Here is an 18,953-nt window from a genome sequence, read left to right as displayed (position 1 = left end):
TATGTGTACGATTTTATGACGGATTACCGTGCCAACAGAACTGGCACGGTAAAGATGTGATTCAACGTGGGTAAATCAACCGCATGAGCTGTTTGTCTTTATCACTGATTTCGCGATTGATCGGATTCGCCCAATTGCCAAGCGTCAAATTGTTGGGAACAGGATGGTGCATGATGGATTTTCGATCGTATGGCAAGTAAAGCGCGTCGGCATCGTCAAAAGGCGTAAATATATTGTCGTCAACTTCGCCTCGCGACAGTGGATTCATCGGTCTGTTCTGGTAGTAGTTGTAAACATTTTCTTTATTCCAGGGGATTTGCGCCTTGGGGTGCTGGTGTTCGTGCATCGCGCCGAGTGCGTGGCCAAACTCGTGGATGACGACCGTCTCGAAGTCTTCGTGTTCGGGGTCGATGCCAAGGTTCATGGTTGGCGTGTCAGGAAACATATCCAGTGCATCGGTACCCAGAAATGAACTGTTCACCACACCCTCGGTGGCGATTCGGATCTCACCCTCTACGCCTTCAACGAACTCAAACTTCAAACTGATATAAGGAAGCCATTTTTCGGCGGCGGCAATGATTTTATCTTTGTGTTCCGGAGTTGGGTTATCCATGAAAGCTATTTTCAGAGTGTGTCGGCTTGGCCAAAGTTTGTCGTAGTGTACCAACGAGCGTTTTTTTCGGCTGTTTTTAAGGGCGCTGGATTTGAGTTCTTTAGCCGGTTTTTGCAGCGTGCAATATTGAAAGTTGTCCATGCTTTGTCTTGCTCCTTGATTTGTCTTTTTGGTTGTTTCGCGCATGCAAAAAACCACTGCGCGAGATTAAGCTTCGGGCAGTGTCTGGAGTAGTCGTAAAGTGGTTTTAAATGTAACTTGAGGGGTATGTCCGTGCCAGATGACTGGCACGGATATTAAAAACTCAGTGTTGGCGGGTGATGAAGTCGCGGATCCGTTCTGCAGCTTCAACACATTCAGCCAAAGGCGCAACCAGTGCCATGCGCACGCGCCCGGCGCCCGGATTCACGCCGTCGACCTCGCGCGACAGATACGAGCCTGGCACGACAGTCACATGTTCCTGCTCGAACAGGTCGCGGCAGAATGCGGCATCGTCACCGGCCACGTTCGGCCAGAGGTAGAAGCTGCCGTCCGGACGCTGTACGTCCATCACCGGGCTGAGAATTGCCAGCACTGCGTCGAACTTCTCGCGGTACAGCGCACGGTTGGCGCGTACATGCACTTCGTCATTCCACGCCGCAACGCTGGCCAGTTGGGTTTGCACCGGCATCGCGCAACCGTGGTAGGTGCGGTACAGCAGGAAACCCTTGAGGATATCCGCGTCACCGGCGACGAACCCGGAGCGCAGGCCCGGCAGGTTGGAGCGCTTGGACAGGCTGTGGAACACCACGCAACGCTTGAAGTCCTTGCGGCCCAGTTCGACGCAGGCGCTGAGCAGGCCCGGCGGCGGGGTCTGTTCGTCAAAGTACAGTTCGCTGTAGCACTCGTCGGCGGCGATCACAAAGTCGTATTCGTCGGCCAGGGCGATGAGTTTTTTCAGTACATCAACCGGGATCAGCGCGCCGGTCGGGTTGCCTGGCGAGCACAGAAACAGGATCTGGCAGCGTTTCCAGATGTCTGGCGACACGGCGTCGAAATCCGGGTTGAAGCCGTTTTCGTCCAGGCAAGGCAGGTAGTGCGGCTTGGCCCCGGCGAGGAACGCTGCGCCTTCGTAGATCTGATAGAACGGGTTCGGGCTGACCACCAGTGCATCGTCGCCACGGTTGACCACGGTCTGGGTGAAAGCGAACAGCGCTTCGCGGGTACCGTTGACCGGCAGCACATTGCGCGCCGGATCGATCCAGCCGCTCGGTACGCCAAAACGACGTTCGCACCAGCCGGCGATGGCTTCGCGCAGGGCCGGGATGCCGAGGGTGGTCGGATACACCGCCATCTGATCCAGATTGTTCGCCAGCGCTTCGGCGACAAAGCTTGGCGAGCGATGTTTCGGCTCGCCGATCGACAGGGCGATCGGGCGTTTGTCCGGGTTCGGCGTGACCGTGCCAAGCAGCGCGCGGAGTTTTTCGAACGGGTAGGGCTGGAGCTGGTTCAGAGCGTTGTTCATGGGGGCCTCGTTCAATGTGGGAGCGAGCAAGCCCGCTCCCACAGGGGGGAATTGCTGGATCAAATACTGATGCGCGAAAGCTTGATATCCGGTTCCTGATTGACGCTCAGTTGCTCGACGATTGCGTCCTGCAGGCGACTGCACAGCAGCGGGTCGGAGAGCGGCTGGTTGTGGGCGTCGGTGATGAAGAACACGTCTTCTACGCGTTCGCCCAGGGTCGCAATCTTGGCGTTCTGCAGCGACAGGTCGAATTCGAGGAAGATCCCGCCGATCCGTGCCAGCAGGCCCGGGCGGTCAGGCGCCGTCAACTCCAGCACTGTCACCGGACGCTGGGCGTCGTTGTGGATCGTCACCTGCGGCGCGAAGGCGAAGTGCTTGAGCTGGCGCGGCACCCGGCGCTGGATGATCGTCGGGTAATCGTCAGGATTGCGCAGCGCTTCGGTCAGACCGTCGCGAATCTGTTTGACCCGCGCCGGGTTGTCGCCGATCGAGTCGCCGTCGGTATCGAGCACGATGTAGGTGTCGAGGGTGAACTGGCTGCTCGACGTGATGACCCGGGCGTCGTGAATGTTCAGGTTGAGCTGGTCCATCGCGGCCACGGTCACGGCGAAGAAGTCGTGCTGGTCCGGGGCGTAAATGAAGATCTGCGTGCCGCCCTCGAACTCGCGCTGGGTGGTTTCCTTGATCAGCACCAGCGGACCGCCATCGGCCGGCTGCTGCAGGATCGCGTCACTGTGCCAGGCCACGTCGCCGGCTGTGTGACGCAGGAAATAGTCATCGCCCAACTGTGCCCACAACTGCTCGACATCGTCCGGATCAGTGCCACCGCGCACCAGGATGTCCAGCGCCGCACTCTGGGTCTGGCGGATCTGCTCTTCGCGATCCACCGGGTTTTCCAGGCCACGGCGCAGAGCGCGTTTGGTCTCGGTGTAGAGCTGGCGCAAGAGGCTGGCGCGCCACGAATTCCACAGGGTCGGGTTGGTGGCGTTGATGTCGGCCACGGTCAGCACGTACAGGTAATCCAGACGGGTTTCGTCGCCGACGATCTGGGCGAAATCGTGGATCACCTGCGGATCGGACAGATCCTTGCGCTGTGCGGTGGTCGACATCACCAGGTGGTTCTGCACCAGCCAGACGATCAGGCGGCTGTCCCACAGCGGCAGCTGATGGCGCTGGCAGAACGCTTCGGCATCGACTGCGCCGATGTCCGAGTGATCGCCATGCCGGCCCTTGCCGATGTCGTGATACAGGCCGGCCATGTAGATCAGTTCGGGCTTGGGCAGTTTGGCCATTAGCTTGGCGGCCAACGGGAATTTTTCCGACACCTGGGTGTACTGCAACTTACGCAGGTGCTTGATCAGGTTCAGCGTGTGCGCATCGACCGTATAGATGTGGAACAGGTCGTGCTGCATCTGCCCGACGATGAAGCCGAACTCCGGCAGATAGCGCCCGAGGATGCCGTAGCGGTTCATCCGGCGCAGGTTGCGGTGCACGCCGATCTTGCACTTGAACAGCTCGATGAACAGGCTGGTGTTGCGGATATCGTTGCGGAAATTGTCGTCGATCAGGTGCCGGTTCTCGCGCAGCAGACGAATGGTGTCGGCGCGCACGCCTTTGATTTCCGGCTGCTGGGCCATCAGCACGAAGATCTCGAGCATGGCGAACGGCGTGCGGCGGAATACGTTGTCGTTGCGTGCTTCGATGTAGCCGTCGTGCAACTGGAAGCGCGAGTTGATCGGCTGCGGCGGTGCTTCGTCTTCCGGGGCGAGGATGACTTCCTCGAAGTGCTGGATGATCAGGTCGCTGAGCTGGGCGATGCTCATGACCACGCGGAAGTACTGCTGCATGAAGTTTTCGACGGCCTGTTTGGCGTCGTCGCCTTCAAAACCGAGCAGGCCGGCGATGGTCCGTTGATGATCGAACAAGAGGCGGTCTTCCGAGCGCCCGGCGAGCATGTGCAGGGCGTAACGCACTTTCCAGAGGAATTCCTGGGACGACGCCAATAGGGCGTTTTCGCTCTCGACCAGGAAACCTTCACCGGCGAGGGCGCGCAGGTTCAGGGTGCCGTACTGACGCCGGGCCACCCACAGAATCGTCTGGATATCCCGCAGGCCGCCGGGCGAGCCTTTGACGTTGGGTTCCAGGTTGTATTCGGTGTCGTTGTACTTGTGGTGACGGGCCTTTTGTTCGGCGCGTTTGGCCAGGAAAAACTCCTTGGCCGGCCACATGTGCGCGGTGCTGGTGACATCGAGCATGCGCTGGCGCAGGCGTTCGGGGCCGCAGATGGTGCGGCTTTCCATCAGGTTGGTGACCACTGTCAGGTCGGCGCGGGCCTCTTCGGCGCATTCGTCGACCGAGCGTACGCTCTGACCGACTTCCAGACCGATGTCCCACAGCAGCGTCAGAAAACGCTCGATGGAATCGCGGAAGACTTCGTGATCGGCGCTGTCCAGCAGGATCAGCAGGTCGATGTCGGAATAGGGGTGCAACTCACCCCGGCCGTAGCCGCCGACCGCGACCAGCGCGATGTCGGCGTCTTCGCTCCAGTTGAACTGCTCCCAGGCTTTTTGCAGGATGTTGTCGACGAACCACGCACGGTCTTCGATCAGTCGGCGGATGTCGCGGCCGCTGCGAAAACGCGTGTCGAGGACCTCGCGCGCCTGGCGGATCGCCTTCTTGAACGCCGCGATGGGACTCGCTTTCAGGGCCAGTTCCGCCTGGAACTGGCCGCGGTCGAAGAGTTCGGGATCCACCTGCGGCATCGATTGGCTTTCCTTCTATAAGGCTGGAAACGTTCTTGGGATCAGGCCGAGACGCGCGGGATGGTGTCGTCGGCGCGCAGGGTGAAAATCTCGTAGCCGGTGTCGGTCACCAGCAGGGTGTGTTCCCACTGCGCCGAGAGTTTGCGGTCCTTGGTGATCGCGGTCCAGCCGTCGCCCAGTACCTTGGTGTCGGCCTTGCCCTGGTTGATCATCGGTTCGATGGTGAAGGTCATACCGGCCTTCAGTTCCATGCCGGTGCCGGCGCGACCGTAATGCAGGATCTGCGGCTCTTCGTGGAACACCTTGCCGATGCCGTGGCCGCAGAACTCGCGAACCACCGAGAAACCGTTCTTTTCCGCGTGCTTCTGGATGATCTCACCGATGTCGCCGAGGCGGCAGCCAGGTTTGACGATTTCGATCGCCTTGTACATGCATTCCTGAGTGACCTGCGACAGGCGTTCGGCCCAGACCGGCACTTCGCCAACGTGGAACATGCGGCTGGTGTCGCCGTGGTAGCCGTCCTTGATCACGGTGACGTCGATGTTCAGGGTGTCGCCATTCTTCAGCGGCTTGTCATTCGGGATGCCGTGGCAGACGACGTGATTGATCGAGGTGCAGATCGACTTCGGGTAGCCCTTGTAGTTGAGCGGGGCAGGGATGGCCTGCTGCACGTTGACGATATAGTCGTGGCAGATCTGGTTCAGTTGATCGGTGGTCACGCCCGGTTTGACGTGTTCGGCAATCATTTCCAGCACATCGGCGGCCAGTTTGCCGGCGACACGCATGCCAGCGATGTCCTCGGGGGTTTTGAGGTTGACGGTCATACAGGCTCTCTCTGCGCTCGGCGGCGCTTGCTGATACGGATAGGGTGGCAGGTGTGCGTTTTGCGACCCTGAAAAACGCGATTCTACCAGACGAAAGGAGCAAATCCGCGCCTGCGTGCATCGCGTCTGTCTATACAATGGTGCGCTTGAAGGCGATTCCAAGGGGGCTGCGCCCATGTCCCTGGTGCGATTGCAGATTCCGGGTTCCGTTTCTGTGCACCCTGTGGTATAAAATGCGCCGCTTTCCGGGGATGCCCCGAAAAGCTTAAATCCACACACGTGTCGACACGATGACCTGGGTGCTTTTGGCTTTATGCCACTGGTTGGTCATTGGGATACGTGGAGGCCAAACCCGACTTATTAAGGAACTATCATGTCCCAAGTCAACATGCGCGATATGCTGAAGGCCGGTGTGCACTTCGGTCACCAAACCCGTTACTGGAATCCGAAAATGGGTAAGTACATTTTCGGCGCGCGTAACAAGATTCACATCATCAACCTTGAAAAAACCCTGCCAATGTTCAACGAAGCTCTGACTTTCGTAGAGCGTCTGGCCCAGGGCAAAAACAAGATTCTGTTCGTCGGCACCAAGCGTTCCGCTGGCAAGATCGTTGCTGAAGAAGCAGCACGTTGCGGTTCGCCGTACGTCGATCACCGCTGGTTGGGCGGCATGCTGACCAACTTCAAAACCATTCGTGCTTCCATCAAGCGTCTGCGTGACCTTGAAGTTCAAGCCGAAGACGGTACTTTCGCCAAGCTGACCAAGAAAGAAGCGCTGATGCGCTCCCGTGACCTGGAAAAGCTGGATCGTTCGCTGGGCGGCATCAAGGACATGGGCGGTCTGCCAGACGCACTGTTCGTGATCGACGTTGACCACGAGCGCATCGCGATCACCGAAGCCAACAAGCTGGGCATCCCGGTCATCGGCGTTGTCGATACCAACAGCAGCCCGGAAGGCGTTGACTACATCATCCCAGGCAACGATGACGCAATCCGCGCTATCCAGCTGTACATGGGTTCGATGGCTGACGCAGTGATCCGTGGTCGCAACAATGTTGCTGGCGGCACTGTTGAATTCGCAGCTGAAGAAACTCAGGCTGCAGCTGAGTAATCGACGCCCTGGCGTTGACTCAGTAAGCAAAAAGGGGGCTTGGCCCCCTTTTTGCCACCTCGAAAACCGTTTGTTGGCGCCCACTTGTGGCAGCGCACCTCCTGCATTTGTAACGTGCAGCAGCTACAAGGTGTTTCGGGAAGAATTGAACGCCCGTTCGATCGGGTGGAATGGTTGAAAACCTATCCAAGAGGAATTTGAAAATGGCAGCAATTACTGCAGCGTTGGTTAAAGAACTGCGCGAGCGTACCGGCGAAGGCATGATGGACTGCAAGAAAGCCCTGGAAAAGGCTGACGGCGACATCGAAAAAGCCATTGATGACATGCGTGCTTCGGGCGCGATCAAGGCTGCGAAAAAGGCTGGCAACGTTGCCGCTGAAGGCGCAATCGCAATCAAGGACGACGGTAAAGCTGCCGTTATCCTGGAAGTGAACTCGCAGACCGACTTCCTGGCTCTGCAAGACGACTTCAAAAACTTCGTCGCTGCCAGCGTTGAAAAAGCTTTCGCTGACAAGCTGACCGACGCTGCTCCGCTGATCGCTTCGCAAGAAGCTGCTCGCGAAGCACTGGTTGCCAAAGTAGGCGAGAACGTCAACATCCGTCGTCTGGCCCGTATCGAAGGTGACGTTGTCGGTTCTTACCTGCACGGCAACAAGATCGGCGTGGTTGTGGCTCTGAAAGGCGGTGACGTCGAGCTGGCCAAAGACATCGCGATGCACGTAGCTGCCAGCAACCCTGAGTTCCTGCTGCCTTCGCAAGTTTCGGCTGAAGCGATCGAGCGTGAAAAAGCTGTGTTCCTGCAGCTGAACGAAGAGAAGATCAAAGGCAAGCCAGAAAACATTGTTGAGAACATGGTTAAAGGCCGTATCAGCAAGTTCCTGGCAGAAGCAAGCCTGGTTGAGCAGGCGTTCGTCAAGAACCCTGAAATCAAGGTTGGCGAGCTGGCCAAGAAAGGCGGCGCAGAAATCGTTTCCTTCACCTACTTCAAAGTAGGCGAAGGCATCGAGAAGCCGGTCGACAACTTCGCTGAAGAAGTTGCTGCCCAGCTGGCTGCCGCCAAGCAATAAGACGGTTTTTCAACTGTCGCCCGAAAGAGGCTGCCCGCTCACGCGCGCAGCCTCTTTTCAGATGGGGTTACCATTTTTTAATTGGTTTCCACTGGGAACTGACTTACAAAGCCAGGTTCCGATGGCGCTGAAGCAGCGCCAAGCTAGAGTGAACGGCAGCTGTAAAACAGCTTGCACAGAATTTTTTAAATACGCCGCAGGAGAGATTCGCAATGGCTCAGCAGGGCAGTGGTTATCAGGCTCGCTATAAACGCATTCTACTCAAGCTTAGCGGCGAGGCCCTGATGGGCTCGGAAGAGTTCGGGATCGATCCAAAAGTGCTGGATCGGATGGCGCTGGAAGTCGGCCAACTGGTCGGCATTGGCGTACAGGTCGGTCTGGTGATCGGCGGTGGCAACCTGTTCCGTGGCGAGGCCTTGAGCAAGGCTGGCATGGATCGGGTGACAGGCGACCACATGGGCATGCTGGCCACTGTGATGAACGCCCTGGCCATGCGCGATGCGCTGGAACGTGCCAATATCTCAGCCATCGTGATGTCGGCCATTTCCATGGTTGGCGTGACCGATCACTATGATCGCCGCAAAGCCATGCGCCACCTGAACTCCAAGGACGTGGTGATCTTCGCCGCCGGTACCGGTAATCCGTTCTTTACCACGGATTCGGCAGCCTGCCTGCGTGCCATCGAAATCGATGCGGACGTCGTGCTGAAAGCGACCAAGGTTGATGGCGTTTACACCGCAGACCCGTTCAAAGACCCGCATGCCGAGAAGTTCGATCATCTGACTTATGATGAAGTGCTGGATCGCAAGCTGGGTGTAATGGATCTGACTGCTATCTGCCTGTGCCGCGATCACAAGATGCCGCTGCGCGTATTCAACATGAACAAGCCCGGCGCCCTGCTGAACATTGTGCACGGCGGCGCTGAAGGGACTTTGATCGAGGAAGGCCAACAATGATCAACGAAATCAAGAAAGACGCCCAAGCGCGTATGCAGAAATCCCTGGAATCTCTGAACCACGCGTTCGGCCAGATTCGTACCGGCAAGGCTCACCCGAGCATCCTCGGCAGCGTCATGGTGCCTTACTACGGCACTGACACCCCGCTGAGCAGCGTCGCCAACGTCACCGTGAAAGATTCGCGTACCCTGCAAGTCGTGGCCTTCGAGCGCAACATGCTCGCTGCCGTCGACAAGGCGATCCAGAGCGCCGGTCTGAACCTCAATCCGACCAACCTGGGTGAGTTGCTTTTGATCCCGATGCCTGCCCTCACCGAGGAAACGCGCAAGGGCTTCACCAAGCAGGCTCGTAGCGCAGCGGAAGATGCGCGCGTTGCCGTGCGCAACATTCGTCGTGACGCATTGGGTGAGCTTAAAAAGCTGGTCAAGGACAAGGAAATCAGTGAAGACGAAGAGCGTCGTGCCATCGCTGATATCGATAAGCTGACCAAGGAATCCGAGGCCCAGATCACCAAGGCCACGGACGAGAAAGAAAAAGACCTGATGGCCGTATAAGGGTCGAGCTTTTAATGGACAAGACCAAGCAGTCTGCGCCGTCCGCGGTGCCGCGCCATGTCGCGATCATCATGGATGGCAATAATCGCTGGGCGAAAAAACGCTTTATGCCGGGTGTCGCCGGGCATAAGGCCGGCGTGGATGCTGTGCGGGCAGTGATCGAGGTGTGCGCCGAGGCCAAGGTCGAAGTGCTCACCCTGTTCGCCTTTTCCAGTGAAAACTGGCAGCGCCCGGCCGATGAAGTCAGCGCCTTGATGGATCTGTTCTTCAAGGCGCTGCGTCGTGAGGCCAAGCGTCTGAACGACAACAACATCAGCTTGCGCATCATCGGCGATCGCTCGCGTTTCCATCCTGAGCTTCAGGCAGCGATGCGCGAAGCGGAAGCCATGACCGCCGGTGCCAACCGTTTCATCCTGCAGATCGCCGCCAATTACGGCGGTCAGTGGGATATTGCCCAGGCGGCGCAGCGTCTGGCGCGTGAAGTTCAGGCCGGGCATCTGCGTCCGGAAGACATCACACCGGATCTGCTGCAAACCTGTCTGGCCACCGGCGACCTGCCGTTGCCGGACCTGTGCATCCGCACCGGTGGCGAGCACCGCATCAGCAACTTCCTGCTGTGGCAACTGGCGTATGCCGAGTTGTACTTCTCCGACCTGTTCTGGCCGGACTTCAAACACGAAGCCATGCGCACCGCGCTGGCCGATTTCGCTTCGCGCCAGCGTCGCTTCGGTAAAACGAGCGAACAGGTCGAAGCTGGAGCCCGGGTTTAATGCTTAAACAACGAATCATCACTGCGCTGATCCTGCTGCCGATCGCTTTGTGCGGGTTTTTCCTGCTCGAAGGCTCCGGTTTTGCGCTGTTCATCGGTCTGGTCGTAAGCCTGGGCGCCTGGGAATGGGCACGCCTAGCGGGCTTTACCGCACAGTCGTTCCGTGTCGGCTTTGCCGCTGTCGTCGCGCTGATGCTGTTCGTCATGTACGTCCTGCCGGGCCTCGCCCCTTGGGTGTTGGGCGCTTCGGTGTTGTGGTGGGCGGTGGCGACGTACCTGGTGCTGACGTACCCGCGTTCGAGCGAGCACTGGTCCACGGCGGCCACCAAACTGGTGATCGGCTTGCTGATCCTGTTGCCGGCCTGGCAAGGGCTGGTGCAGATCAAACAGTACCCGCTGGGTAACTGGCTGATCATGGCGGTGATGGTGCTGGTCTGGGGGGCCGACATCGGTGCCTATTTCTCCGGCCGTGCTTTCGGCAAGCGCAAGCTGGCGCCGCAAGTCAGCCCGGGTAAGAGCTGGGAAGGCGTTTATGGTGGTCTGGCGCTGAGTCTGGTGATCACCGCGATCGTCGGCCTGGTGCGTGACTGGACCGTGGCCGAACTGCTCAAGGGCCTGATCGGCGCTGCATTGATCGTATTCATTTCGGTGGTGGGCGACCTCACCGAAAGCATGTTCAAGCGCCAGTCCGGCATCAAGGACAGCAGCAACCTGCTGCCCGGTCATGGCGGTGTGCTTGATCGCATCGACAGCCTGACCGCTGCGATCCCGATTTTTGCCGTACTGCTGTGGATGGCTGCACCGTGAGCCGCCCGCAACAGATCACTGTTCTGGGGGCGACCGGTTCGATTGGCCTGAGCACCCTGGACGTCATCGATCGGCATCCCGAGCGTTATCAGGTTTTCGCCCTGAGCGGCTTTACCCGCCTGAGCGAGTTGCTGGCCTTGTGCGTTCGGCATGTGCCGCAGTTTGCGGTGGTGCCTGAAGTGGCTGCGGCGCGTGGCTTGCAGGACGACCTGCGGGCTGCCGGGCTGTCCACTCGGGTGCTGGTGGGGGAAGAGGGCCTGTGCCAGGTCGCCTCCGCCCCTGAAGTTGATGCTGTGATGGCGGCCATTGTCGGCGCCGCGGGCCTGCGCCCGACGCTGGCGGCGGTGCAGGCCGGGAAGAAAATTCTCCTGGCCAACAAAGAGGCGCTGGTGATGTCTGGCGCGCTGTTCATGCAGGCCGTGCACAAGAGCGGTTCAGTGTTGCTGCCGATCGACAGCGAACACAACGCGATCTTCCAGTGCATGCCGCAGGATTTTGCCCGTGGACTGGGTGCGGTCGGCGTGCGGCGGATTCTGCTGACAGCTTCGGGCGGTCCTTTCCGGCAGACGCCGATGAGCGAGCTGGCGCATGTTTCGCCTGATCAGGCGTGTGCGCACCCGAACTGGTCGATGGGTCGCAAGATTTCGGTGGACTCCGCCAGCATGATGAACAAGGGCCTGGAGTTGATCGAGGCCTGCTGGCTGTTCGATGCCAAGCCGTCGCAGGTCGAGGTGGTGATCCATCCGCAGAGTGTGATTCACTCGCTGGTCGACTATGTGGATGGCTCGGTATTGGCGCAGTTGGGCAACCCTGACATGCGCACGCCGATTGCCAACGCACTGGCCTGGCCTGAGCGAATCGACTCGGGTGTGGCACCGCTGGATCTGTTTGCCATCGCGCGCCTGGATTTCGAGGCGCCGGATGAACAGCGCTTTCCTTGCCTGCGCCTGGCGCGGCAGGCGGCGGAGGCTGGCAACAGCGCACCGGCCATGCTCAATGCGGCCAACGAAGTGGCAGTCGCGGCGTTTCTCGACGGACGCGTTGGCTATCTGGAAATCGCGAGTATTATCGAGGACGTGCTGAACCTCGAGCCAGTGGTTGCGCTTGAAGATCTGGATGCGGTGTTTACCGCAGACGCGAAAGCGCGGATTCTGGCCGAACAATGGCTTGATCGTCACGGCCGATAGCCGTTGCAGACCCATGGCTTCACGCGGCACTGAACAGGATTGCGGAGAAAGTAGATGAGCGCGCTCTATATGATTGCCGGCACCCTGATCGCTTTGGGTGTACTGGTCACCTTTCACGAATTCGGCCACTTCTGGGTCGCGCGTCGCTGTGGCGTCAAGGTTCTGCGTTTTTCCGTTGGCTTCGGCATGCCGTTGTTGCGCTGGCACGACAAGCAGGGCACCGAATTTGTCGTCGCCGCGATTCCGCTGGGTGGCTACGTCAAAATGCTCGATGAGCGTGAGGGCGAAGTACCGGCCGATCAGCTTCATCAATCCTTCAATCGCAAATCGGTTCGCCAGCGCATCGCCATTGTCGCGGCGGGACCGATCGCCAACTTCCTGCTGGCCCTGGTGTTTTTCTGGGTGCTGGCGATGCTCGGCAGTGAGCAGATCCGTCCGGTCATCGGTGCGGTCGAGTCCGGCAGCATCGCGGCCAAGGCCGGTTTGAATGCCGGTCAGGAGATCGTCGCCATCGATGGCGAGCCGACTTCCGGCTGGGCGGCCGTCAATTTGCAGCTGGTCCGTCGTCTTGGGGAAAGCGGTTCCCTGCAATTGCTCGTGCGCGAGCGGGGCTCTACCGCTGACACGCCGCGCGAACTGGCGCTGGATCACTGGCTCAAAGGCGCCGATGAGCCCGATCCGATTCGCTCGCTGGGTATTCGCCCATGGCGCCCGGCGTTGCCGCCGGTGCTGGCCGAGCTCGATCCAAAAGGTCCGGCGCAGGCCGCTGGTCTGAAAACCGGCGACCGCCTGTTGTCGCTCGATGGCCAGGCGCTGAGTGACTGGCAGCAAGTGGTTGATACCGTTCGTACGCGTCCTGATACCAAAATCTTGCTGCGCGTCGAGCGCGACGGTGCTCAAATCGACGTCCCGGTGACCTTGGCTGCGCGTGGCGAAAGCAAGGCGCCGAGCGGTTATCTGGGTGCTGGCGTGAAAGCAGTGGACTGGCCGCCGGAAATGATCCGCGAGGTCAGTTATGGCCCGTTGGCCGCAATTGGCGAGGGTGCCCGGCGTACCTGGACCATGAGCATCCTGACGCTGGACTCACTGAAGAAAATGCTGTTTGGCGAGCTCTCGGTAAAAAACTTGAGTGGGCCGATAACCATTGCTAAAGTGGCGGGCGCTTCTGCCCAGTCGGGCGTTGCTGATTTCCTGAATTTCCTTGCTTATCTGAGTATTAGCCTGGGGGTTCTGAATTTGCTGCCCATTCCTGTACTGGATGGGGGGCATTTGTTGTTTTATCTGATTGAGTGGGTGCGTGGTCGCCCCTTGTCGGATCGGGTGCAAGGTTGGGGGGTGCAGATCGGTATCAGTTTGGTGGTCGGAGTGATGTTGCTTGCTCTGGTCAATGATCTGGGTCGACTGTAAAGCTTCGCTGAATTGCGAATCTGCCGCATTTTGCGGCAGTTTGTTTATTGCCAGTTGGAATAAGAAAGGACTTCATGAAACGTCTGCTGCTAACTGCGGTTCTCACCGTATTGATGATCGCCGAAGTTCACGCCGAGTCCTTCACTATCTCTGATATTCGCGTCAATGGCCTCCAGCGGGTCTCCGCGGGTAGCGTCTTTGGTGCCTTGCCGTTGAACGTCGGCGAGCAGGCGGATGATCGTCGCCTGGTGGAATCCACTCGTGCGTTGTTCAAAACCGGTTTCTTTCAAGATATCCAGCTGGGCCGCGAAGGCAACGTTCTGGTGATCACGGTCGTCGAACGTCCGTCGGTCGCCAGTATCGAGATCGAAGGCAACAAGGCGATCTCCACCGAAGACCTGATGAAAGGCCTCAAGCAGTCCGGTCTGTCCGAAGGTGAAATCTTCCAGCGCGCCACCCTCGAAGGTGTCCGTAACGAGCTGCAGCGTCAGTACGTTGCCCAGGGCCGTTACTCGGCGACCGTCGACACCGAAGTGGTCTCGCAGCCGCGCAACCGCGTCGCGCTGAAAGTGAAGATCAACGAAGGCACCGTGGCGGCCATCCAGCACATCAACGTGGTGGGTAACACGGTCTTCCCTGATGACGATCTGATCGACCTGTTCGAGCTGAAAACCACCAACTGGCTGTCGTTCTTCAAGAACGACGACAAGTACGCCCGTGAAAAACTCTCCGGTGACCTGGAGCGCCTGCGTTCCTACTACCTGGACCGTGGCTACATCAACATGGATATCGCTTCGACCCAGGTGTCCATCACCCCGGACAAGAAGCACGTCTACATCACCGTCAACATCACCGAAGGCGAGAAGTACACCGTTCGTGACGTCAAGCTCAGCGGTGACCTGAAAGTGCCTGAAGACCAGGTCAAGTCGCTGTTGCTGGTGCAGAAAGGCCAGGTGTTCTCGCGCAAGCTGATGACCACCACCTCCGAACTGATCACCCGCCGTCTGGGTAACGAGGGTTACACCTTCGCCAACGTCAACGGCGTACCTCAGCCGCATGACGACGATCACACTGTGGACATCCTGTTCGCCGTCGATCCGGGCAAACGTGCCTACGTCAATCGCATCAACTTCCGCGGCAACACCAAGTCCGAGGACGAAGTGCTGCGTCGTGAAATGCGTCAGATGGAAGGTGGCTGGGCTTCGACCTACCTGATCGACCAGTCCAAGACCCGTCTGGAGCGTCTGGGCTTCTTCAAGGAAGTGAACGTTGAAACGCCGGCTGTACCGGGTGTCGACGACCAGGTTGACGTGAACTACGCCGTTGAAGAACAAGCTTCCGGTTCGATCACTGCCAGTGTCGGTTTCGCGCAGAGTGCCGGTCTGATCCTCGGTGGTTCGATCACCCAGAACAACTTCCTCGGTACCGGTAACCGTGTGAGCGTGGGCCTTACTCGCAGCGAATACCAGAGTCGCTACAACTTCGGCTACGTTGACCCCTACTGGACCGCCGATGGCGTGAGCCTGGGTTACAACGCGTTCTATCGCACCACCGACTACAAAGACCTCGACGTCGACGTAGCGAGCTATGCGGTAGACAGCCTGGGTGCCGGCGTCAACGTTGGCTACCCGATCAGCGAGACTTCGCGTCTGACCTTCGGTCTGTCCGCTCAGCAGGACAAGATCAAGACCGGTCAATACACCGTTGACGAGATTTTCGACTTCGTTAACAAGGAAGGCGACAACTACCTGAACTTCAAGGCTTCGGCCGGCTGGTCCGAGTCGACCCTGAACAAGGGCGTGCTGCCGACCCGTGGCCGTTCGCAGAGCCTGACGCTGGAAACCACGATCCCGGGCAGCGACCTGTCGTTCTACAAGCTCGACTACCGTGGTCAGTTGTTCCAGCCGATCACCGAAAACTACACCCTGCGTCTGCACACCGAACTGGGTTATGGCGACGGTTATGGTTCGACCGACGGCTTGCCGTTCTATGAAAACTACTATGCTGGTGGTTTCAACTCGGTACGTGGCTTCAAGGACAGTACGCTGGGTCCTCGCAGTACCCCGAGTCGTGGTGCCGGGGTTACAGGTAACGCCGGTACGCTGGCCGACCCGGATCAGGATCCGCTGCCGTTCGGTGGTAACGTGCTGATCCAGGGTGGTGTTGAAGTCCTGTTCCCGCTGCCGTTCGTGAAAGATCAACGCTCCCTGCGCACCTCGGTATTCTGGGATGTGGGTAACGTGTTCGATTCGACTTGCAAGTCGACCAGCAACGCTGACGGTACAAAAGCCAACACTCAGTGCAACGACATCAGCCTGAGCAACATGGCCAGTTCCGTCGGTGTGGGCGTGACGTGGGTAACCGCACTGGGGCCTTTGAGCTTCGCGTTGGCCATGCCGATCAAGAAACCGGATGACGCTGAAACTCAAGTGTTCCAATTCTCCCTCGGCCAGACGTTCTAAGCGTCTGACCCAAGATAACGACAATGGATTTTGTAGGAGTGCATCGTGCGTAAGTTGACTCAATTGGTTCTCCTGGCCTCCGTACTGGTGGCAGGCCCGGCGTTCGCCGACATGAAAATCGCCGTTCTGAACTATCAGATGGCACTGCTGGAGTCCGACGCGGCCAAGAAATACGCCGTGGATGCCGAGAAGAAGTTCGGTCCGCAACTGACCAAGCTCAAGACGCTGGAAAGCAGCGCCAAGGGCATTCAGGACCGTCTGATGGCCGGTGGCGACAAGATGCAGCAGGGCGAGCGTGAGCGTCTGGAGCTGGAATTCAAGCAAAAGGCCCGTGACTTCCAGTTTCAGTCCAAGGAGCTGAACGAAGCCAAGGCAGTTGCCGACCGCGAAATGCTCAAGCAACTGAAGCCGAAACTGGATAGCGCAGTGGAAGAAGTCATCAAAAAAGGTGGTTTTGACCTGGTGTTCGAGCGTGGCGCAGTGATCGATGTCAAACCTCAGTACGACATCACGCGCCAGGTTATCGAGCGCATGAATCAGCTGAAGTAACCCATGACCGTGACTATCAAGCTCGGCCAGTTGGCCGAGTTCCTCGGCGCCACCCTGCGTGGCGACCCCGAGAAGCAAATTACTGGGCTAGCCACCTTGCAGGAGGCTGGCCCAGCTCAGTTGAGCTTTCTGGCAAATCCTCAATACCGTAAATACCTGGCAAGTTCCCAGGCGGCTGCGCTATTGCTCAAGGAAGCCGACGCCGAAGGTTTTGCCGGTAACGCGCTGGTGGTGCCGGATCCTTATCTGGCTTACGCCCGTATCTCCCATCTGTTCGATCCCAAACCGAAAGCCACTGCGGGTGTTCATCCCACGGCGGTGATTGCACCGGATGCGGTGGTTGATCCAAGCGCCAGCATCGGTCCGTTTGTGGTGATCGAGGCCGGTGCGCGCATCGGTGCGCAGGTCACCCTGGGCGCCCATTGCGTCATCGGTGCCCGCAGTGAAATCGGCGAGGGCGGCTGGCTCGCTCCTCGGGTGACGCTGTACCACGACGTGCGCATCGGCAAGCGTGTAGTGATCCAGTCCGGTGCCGTTCTCGGTGGTGAAGGCTTCGGTTTTGCCAACGAGAAAGGTATCTGGCAAAAGATCGCCCAGATCGGCGGCGTGACCATCGGCGACGATGTCGAGATCGGCGTGAACACTGCCATCGACCGTGGCGCGCTGGCGGATACCGTGATCGGCAACGGCGTGAAACTCGACAACCAGATCCAGATCGCGCACAACGTCCAGGTCGGTGATCACACCGCCATGGCGGCCTGTGTCGGTATCTCCGGCAGCACCAAAATCGGCAAGCACTGCATGCTCGCCGGTGGTGTCGGCCTGGTGGGGCACATCGATATTTGCGACAACGTTTTCCTGACCGGGATGACCATGGTGACCCACTCGATTACCGAGCCAGGCGCCTATTCTTCCGGCACAGCCATGCAACCGGCGGCCGAATGGCGCAAAAGCGCGGCCCGCATCCGTCAGCTCGATGACCTCGCGCGACGTTTGAAGCAGCTGGAAAAGCGCGTCGGAGAAGTGACCCCCGGCAGCAATGCTTCATCTGATGGCTGATACCATTTCCATATCAAGTGTGCACAGCCTCTAGACTGCCTCCTTGATTTGCTAGAGGAGTGCGCGTCAGTCGCGCTCCCAATCTTTACATAGGCTTCCCCCCGAAATGATGGACATCAACGAGATTCGCGAATACCTGCCTCACCGTTACCCGTTCCTGCTGGTGGACCGGGTGGTGGAACTGGACACTGAAGGCAAGCGCATTCGCGCCTACAAGAATGTCAGCATCAATGAGCCATTCTTCAACGGCCACTTCCCGGCGCACCCGATCATGCCGGGCGTACTGATCATCGAAGCGATGGCCCAGGCTGCCGGGATCCTCGGTTTCAAAATGCTCGACGTGAAGCCGGCCGATGGCACCCTTTACTACTTCGTCGGTTCCGACAAGCTGCGTTTCCGTCAGCCAGTGCTGCCGGGTGACCAGTTGATCCTGGAAGCCAAGTTCATCAGCTGCAAGCGCCAGATCTGGAAATTCGAATGCCAGGCTTCGGTCGACGGCAAGCCAGTCTGCTCGGCTGAAATTATCTGTGCGGAACGCAAGCTATGAGTTTGATTGACCCTCGCGCAATCATCGATCCGTCGGCCGTTCTGGCTGACGGCGTCGAGGTCGGCCCGTGGTCGATCGTCGGCGCAGGTGTGGAAATCGGCGAGGGTACTGTGATCGGACCGCATGTGGTCCTCAAAGGCCCGACCCGCATCGGCAAGCACAACCGCATCTACCAGTTTTCCTCGGTAGGCGAAGACACGCCGGATCTGAAGTACAAAGGCGAAGAAACCCGTCTGGTGATCGGTGATCACAACGTCATTCGCGAAGGCGTGACGATTCACCGTGGCACCGTGCAGGACCGTTCGGAAACCACGCTGGGCGATCACAACCTGATCATGGCCTATGCCCACATCGGGCATGACAGCGTGATCGGCAACCACTGCATCCTGGTCAACAACACCGCGTTGGCCGGGCATGTGCACGTTGACGATTGGGCGATCCTTTCCGGTTTCACCCTGGTGCATCAGTACTGCCACATCGGCGCCCACAGTTTTTCCGGCATGGGCACCGCCATCGGCAAGGACGTTCCGGCTTTCGTCACCGTGTTCGGCAACCCGGCCGAAGCGCGCAGCATGAACTTCGAAGGCATGCGCCGTCGTGGTTTCAGCGAAGACGCGATTCATGCGCTGCGTCGCGCTTACAAAACCGTGTATCGCCAGGGCCTGACCGTGGAGCAAGCGTTGGCCGAATTGGCCGAACCTGCTGCGCAGTTCCCGGAAGTCGCGCTGTTTCGTGACTCGATCCAGTCGTCGACTCGCGGCATCACCCGCTGATC

17 protein-coding genes are annotated in these 18,953 nt (G+C 58.9%); 13 read left to right on the top strand and 4 right to left on the bottom strand.

What is annotated here, in order from left to right:
- Positions 1-61: 61 nt before the first annotated feature.
- The 4 genes from ACM6I7_RS14845 to map all read right to left on the bottom strand — a co-directional run bounded on the left by ACM6I7_RS14845 (position 62) and on the right by map (position 5,703).
- On the bottom strand, positions 62-754 hold the full coding sequence (locus ACM6I7_RS14845; RefSeq protein ID WP_414888799.1) for a M12 family metallopeptidase: 693 nt from the start codon (positions 752-754) through the stop codon (positions 62-64).
- A 163-nt stretch (positions 755-917) separates the two neighbouring features.
- Positions 918-2,117, bottom strand: a complete 1,200-nt coding sequence (gene dapC / locus ACM6I7_RS14840) for a succinyldiaminopimelate transaminase (protein ID WP_115988116.1) — start codon at positions 2,115-2,117, stop codon at positions 918-920.
- Between the two features lie 59 nt (positions 2,118-2,176).
- A complete protein-coding gene (locus ACM6I7_RS14835; RefSeq protein ID WP_098967462.1) occupies positions 2,177-4,879 on the bottom strand; it encodes a [protein-PII] uridylyltransferase in 2,703 nt (900 codons plus the stop codon).
- A gap of 41 nt (positions 4,880-4,920) precedes the next feature.
- Positions 4,921-5,703 (bottom strand): type I methionyl aminopeptidase, encoded by a 783-nt coding sequence (gene map / locus ACM6I7_RS14830; protein WP_007964271.1) that lies wholly within the window; start codon positions 5,701-5,703, stop codon positions 4,921-4,923.
- A gap of 373 nt (positions 5,704-6,076) precedes the next feature.
- Between map and rpsB the strand changes: the two genes are divergently transcribed.
- The 13 genes from rpsB to lpxA all read left to right on the top strand — a co-directional run bounded on the left by rpsB (position 6,077) and on the right by lpxA (position 18,951).
- On the top strand, positions 6,077-6,814 hold the full coding sequence (rpsB, locus tag ACM6I7_RS14825) for a 30S ribosomal protein S2 (RefSeq protein ID WP_003222119.1): 738 nt from the start codon (positions 6,077-6,079) through the stop codon (positions 6,812-6,814).
- Positions 6,815-7,017: 203 nt separating this feature from the next.
- Positions 7,018-7,881, top strand: a complete 864-nt coding sequence (tsf, locus tag ACM6I7_RS14820; RefSeq protein WP_027611027.1) for a translation elongation factor Ts — start codon at positions 7,018-7,020, stop codon at positions 7,879-7,881.
- A gap of 212 nt (positions 7,882-8,093) precedes the next feature.
- Positions 8,094-8,837 (top strand): UMP kinase, encoded by a 744-nt coding sequence (pyrH, locus tag ACM6I7_RS14815; protein WP_003222124.1) that lies wholly within the window; start codon positions 8,094-8,096, stop codon positions 8,835-8,837.
- Positions 8,834-9,391, top strand: a complete 558-nt coding sequence (frr, locus tag ACM6I7_RS14810) for a ribosome recycling factor (RefSeq protein ID WP_047291868.1) — start codon at positions 8,834-8,836, stop codon at positions 9,389-9,391. Before pyrH ends, frr begins: the two co-directional genes overlap by 4 nt.
- 14 nt (positions 9,392-9,405) lie before the next feature.
- Positions 9,406-10,161: a polyprenyl diphosphate synthase gene (gene uppS / locus ACM6I7_RS14805; protein ID WP_003222128.1), complete on the top strand. Its 756-nt coding sequence runs from the start codon at positions 9,406-9,408 to the stop codon at positions 10,159-10,161.
- Entirely contained in the window at positions 10,161-10,967 is an 807-nt protein-coding gene (locus tag ACM6I7_RS14800; RefSeq protein ID WP_007964272.1) for a phosphatidate cytidylyltransferase, read from the top strand. The genes uppS and ACM6I7_RS14800 overlap by 1 nt, the downstream gene beginning before the upstream one ends.
- Entirely contained in the window at positions 10,964-12,154 is a 1,191-nt protein-coding gene (ispC, locus tag ACM6I7_RS14795) for a 1-deoxy-D-xylulose-5-phosphate reductoisomerase (RefSeq protein WP_414888798.1), read from the top strand. The genes ACM6I7_RS14800 and ispC overlap by 4 nt, the downstream gene beginning before the upstream one ends.
- Before the next feature lie 54 nt (positions 12,155-12,208).
- On the top strand, positions 12,209-13,561 hold the full coding sequence (gene rseP / locus ACM6I7_RS14790; protein WP_414888797.1) for a sigma E protease regulator RseP: 1,353 nt from the start codon (positions 12,209-12,211) through the stop codon (positions 13,559-13,561).
- A 74-nt stretch (positions 13,562-13,635) separates the two neighbouring features.
- Positions 13,636-16,023 (top strand): outer membrane protein assembly factor BamA, encoded by a 2,388-nt coding sequence (bamA, locus tag ACM6I7_RS14785; protein ID WP_096795834.1) that lies wholly within the window; start codon positions 13,636-13,638, stop codon positions 16,021-16,023.
- A 45-nt stretch (positions 16,024-16,068) separates the two neighbouring features.
- Positions 16,069-16,572 (top strand): OmpH family outer membrane protein, encoded by a 504-nt coding sequence (locus ACM6I7_RS14780; RefSeq protein ID WP_003222140.1) that lies wholly within the window; start codon positions 16,069-16,071, stop codon positions 16,570-16,572.
- Positions 16,573-16,575: 3 nt separating this feature from the next.
- Positions 16,576-17,631, top strand: a complete 1,056-nt coding sequence (lpxD, locus tag ACM6I7_RS14775) for a UDP-3-O-(3-hydroxymyristoyl)glucosamine N-acyltransferase (protein WP_027611033.1) — start codon at positions 16,576-16,578, stop codon at positions 17,629-17,631.
- A 106-nt stretch (positions 17,632-17,737) separates the two neighbouring features.
- On the top strand, positions 17,738-18,178 hold the full coding sequence (fabZ, locus tag ACM6I7_RS14770) for a 3-hydroxyacyl-ACP dehydratase FabZ (protein ID WP_003222142.1): 441 nt from the start codon (positions 17,738-17,740) through the stop codon (positions 18,176-18,178).
- A complete protein-coding gene (gene lpxA, locus ACM6I7_RS14765) occupies positions 18,175-18,951 on the top strand; it encodes an acyl-ACP--UDP-N-acetylglucosamine O-acyltransferase (RefSeq protein ID WP_007964278.1) in 777 nt (258 codons plus the stop codon). Before fabZ ends, lpxA begins: the two co-directional genes overlap by 4 nt.
- The last annotated feature ends 2 nt before the right edge of the window (positions 18,952-18,953 follow it).

The organism is Pseudomonas sp. IT-93MI4, assembly GCF_949767635.1.
Classification (GTDB): domain Bacteria; phylum Pseudomonadota; class Gammaproteobacteria; order Pseudomonadales; family Pseudomonadaceae; genus Aquipseudomonas; species Aquipseudomonas putida_A.
The sequence above is the reverse complement of the archived record's forward strand: the minus strand, read 5'-3'. Positions and strand labels throughout refer to the sequence as shown.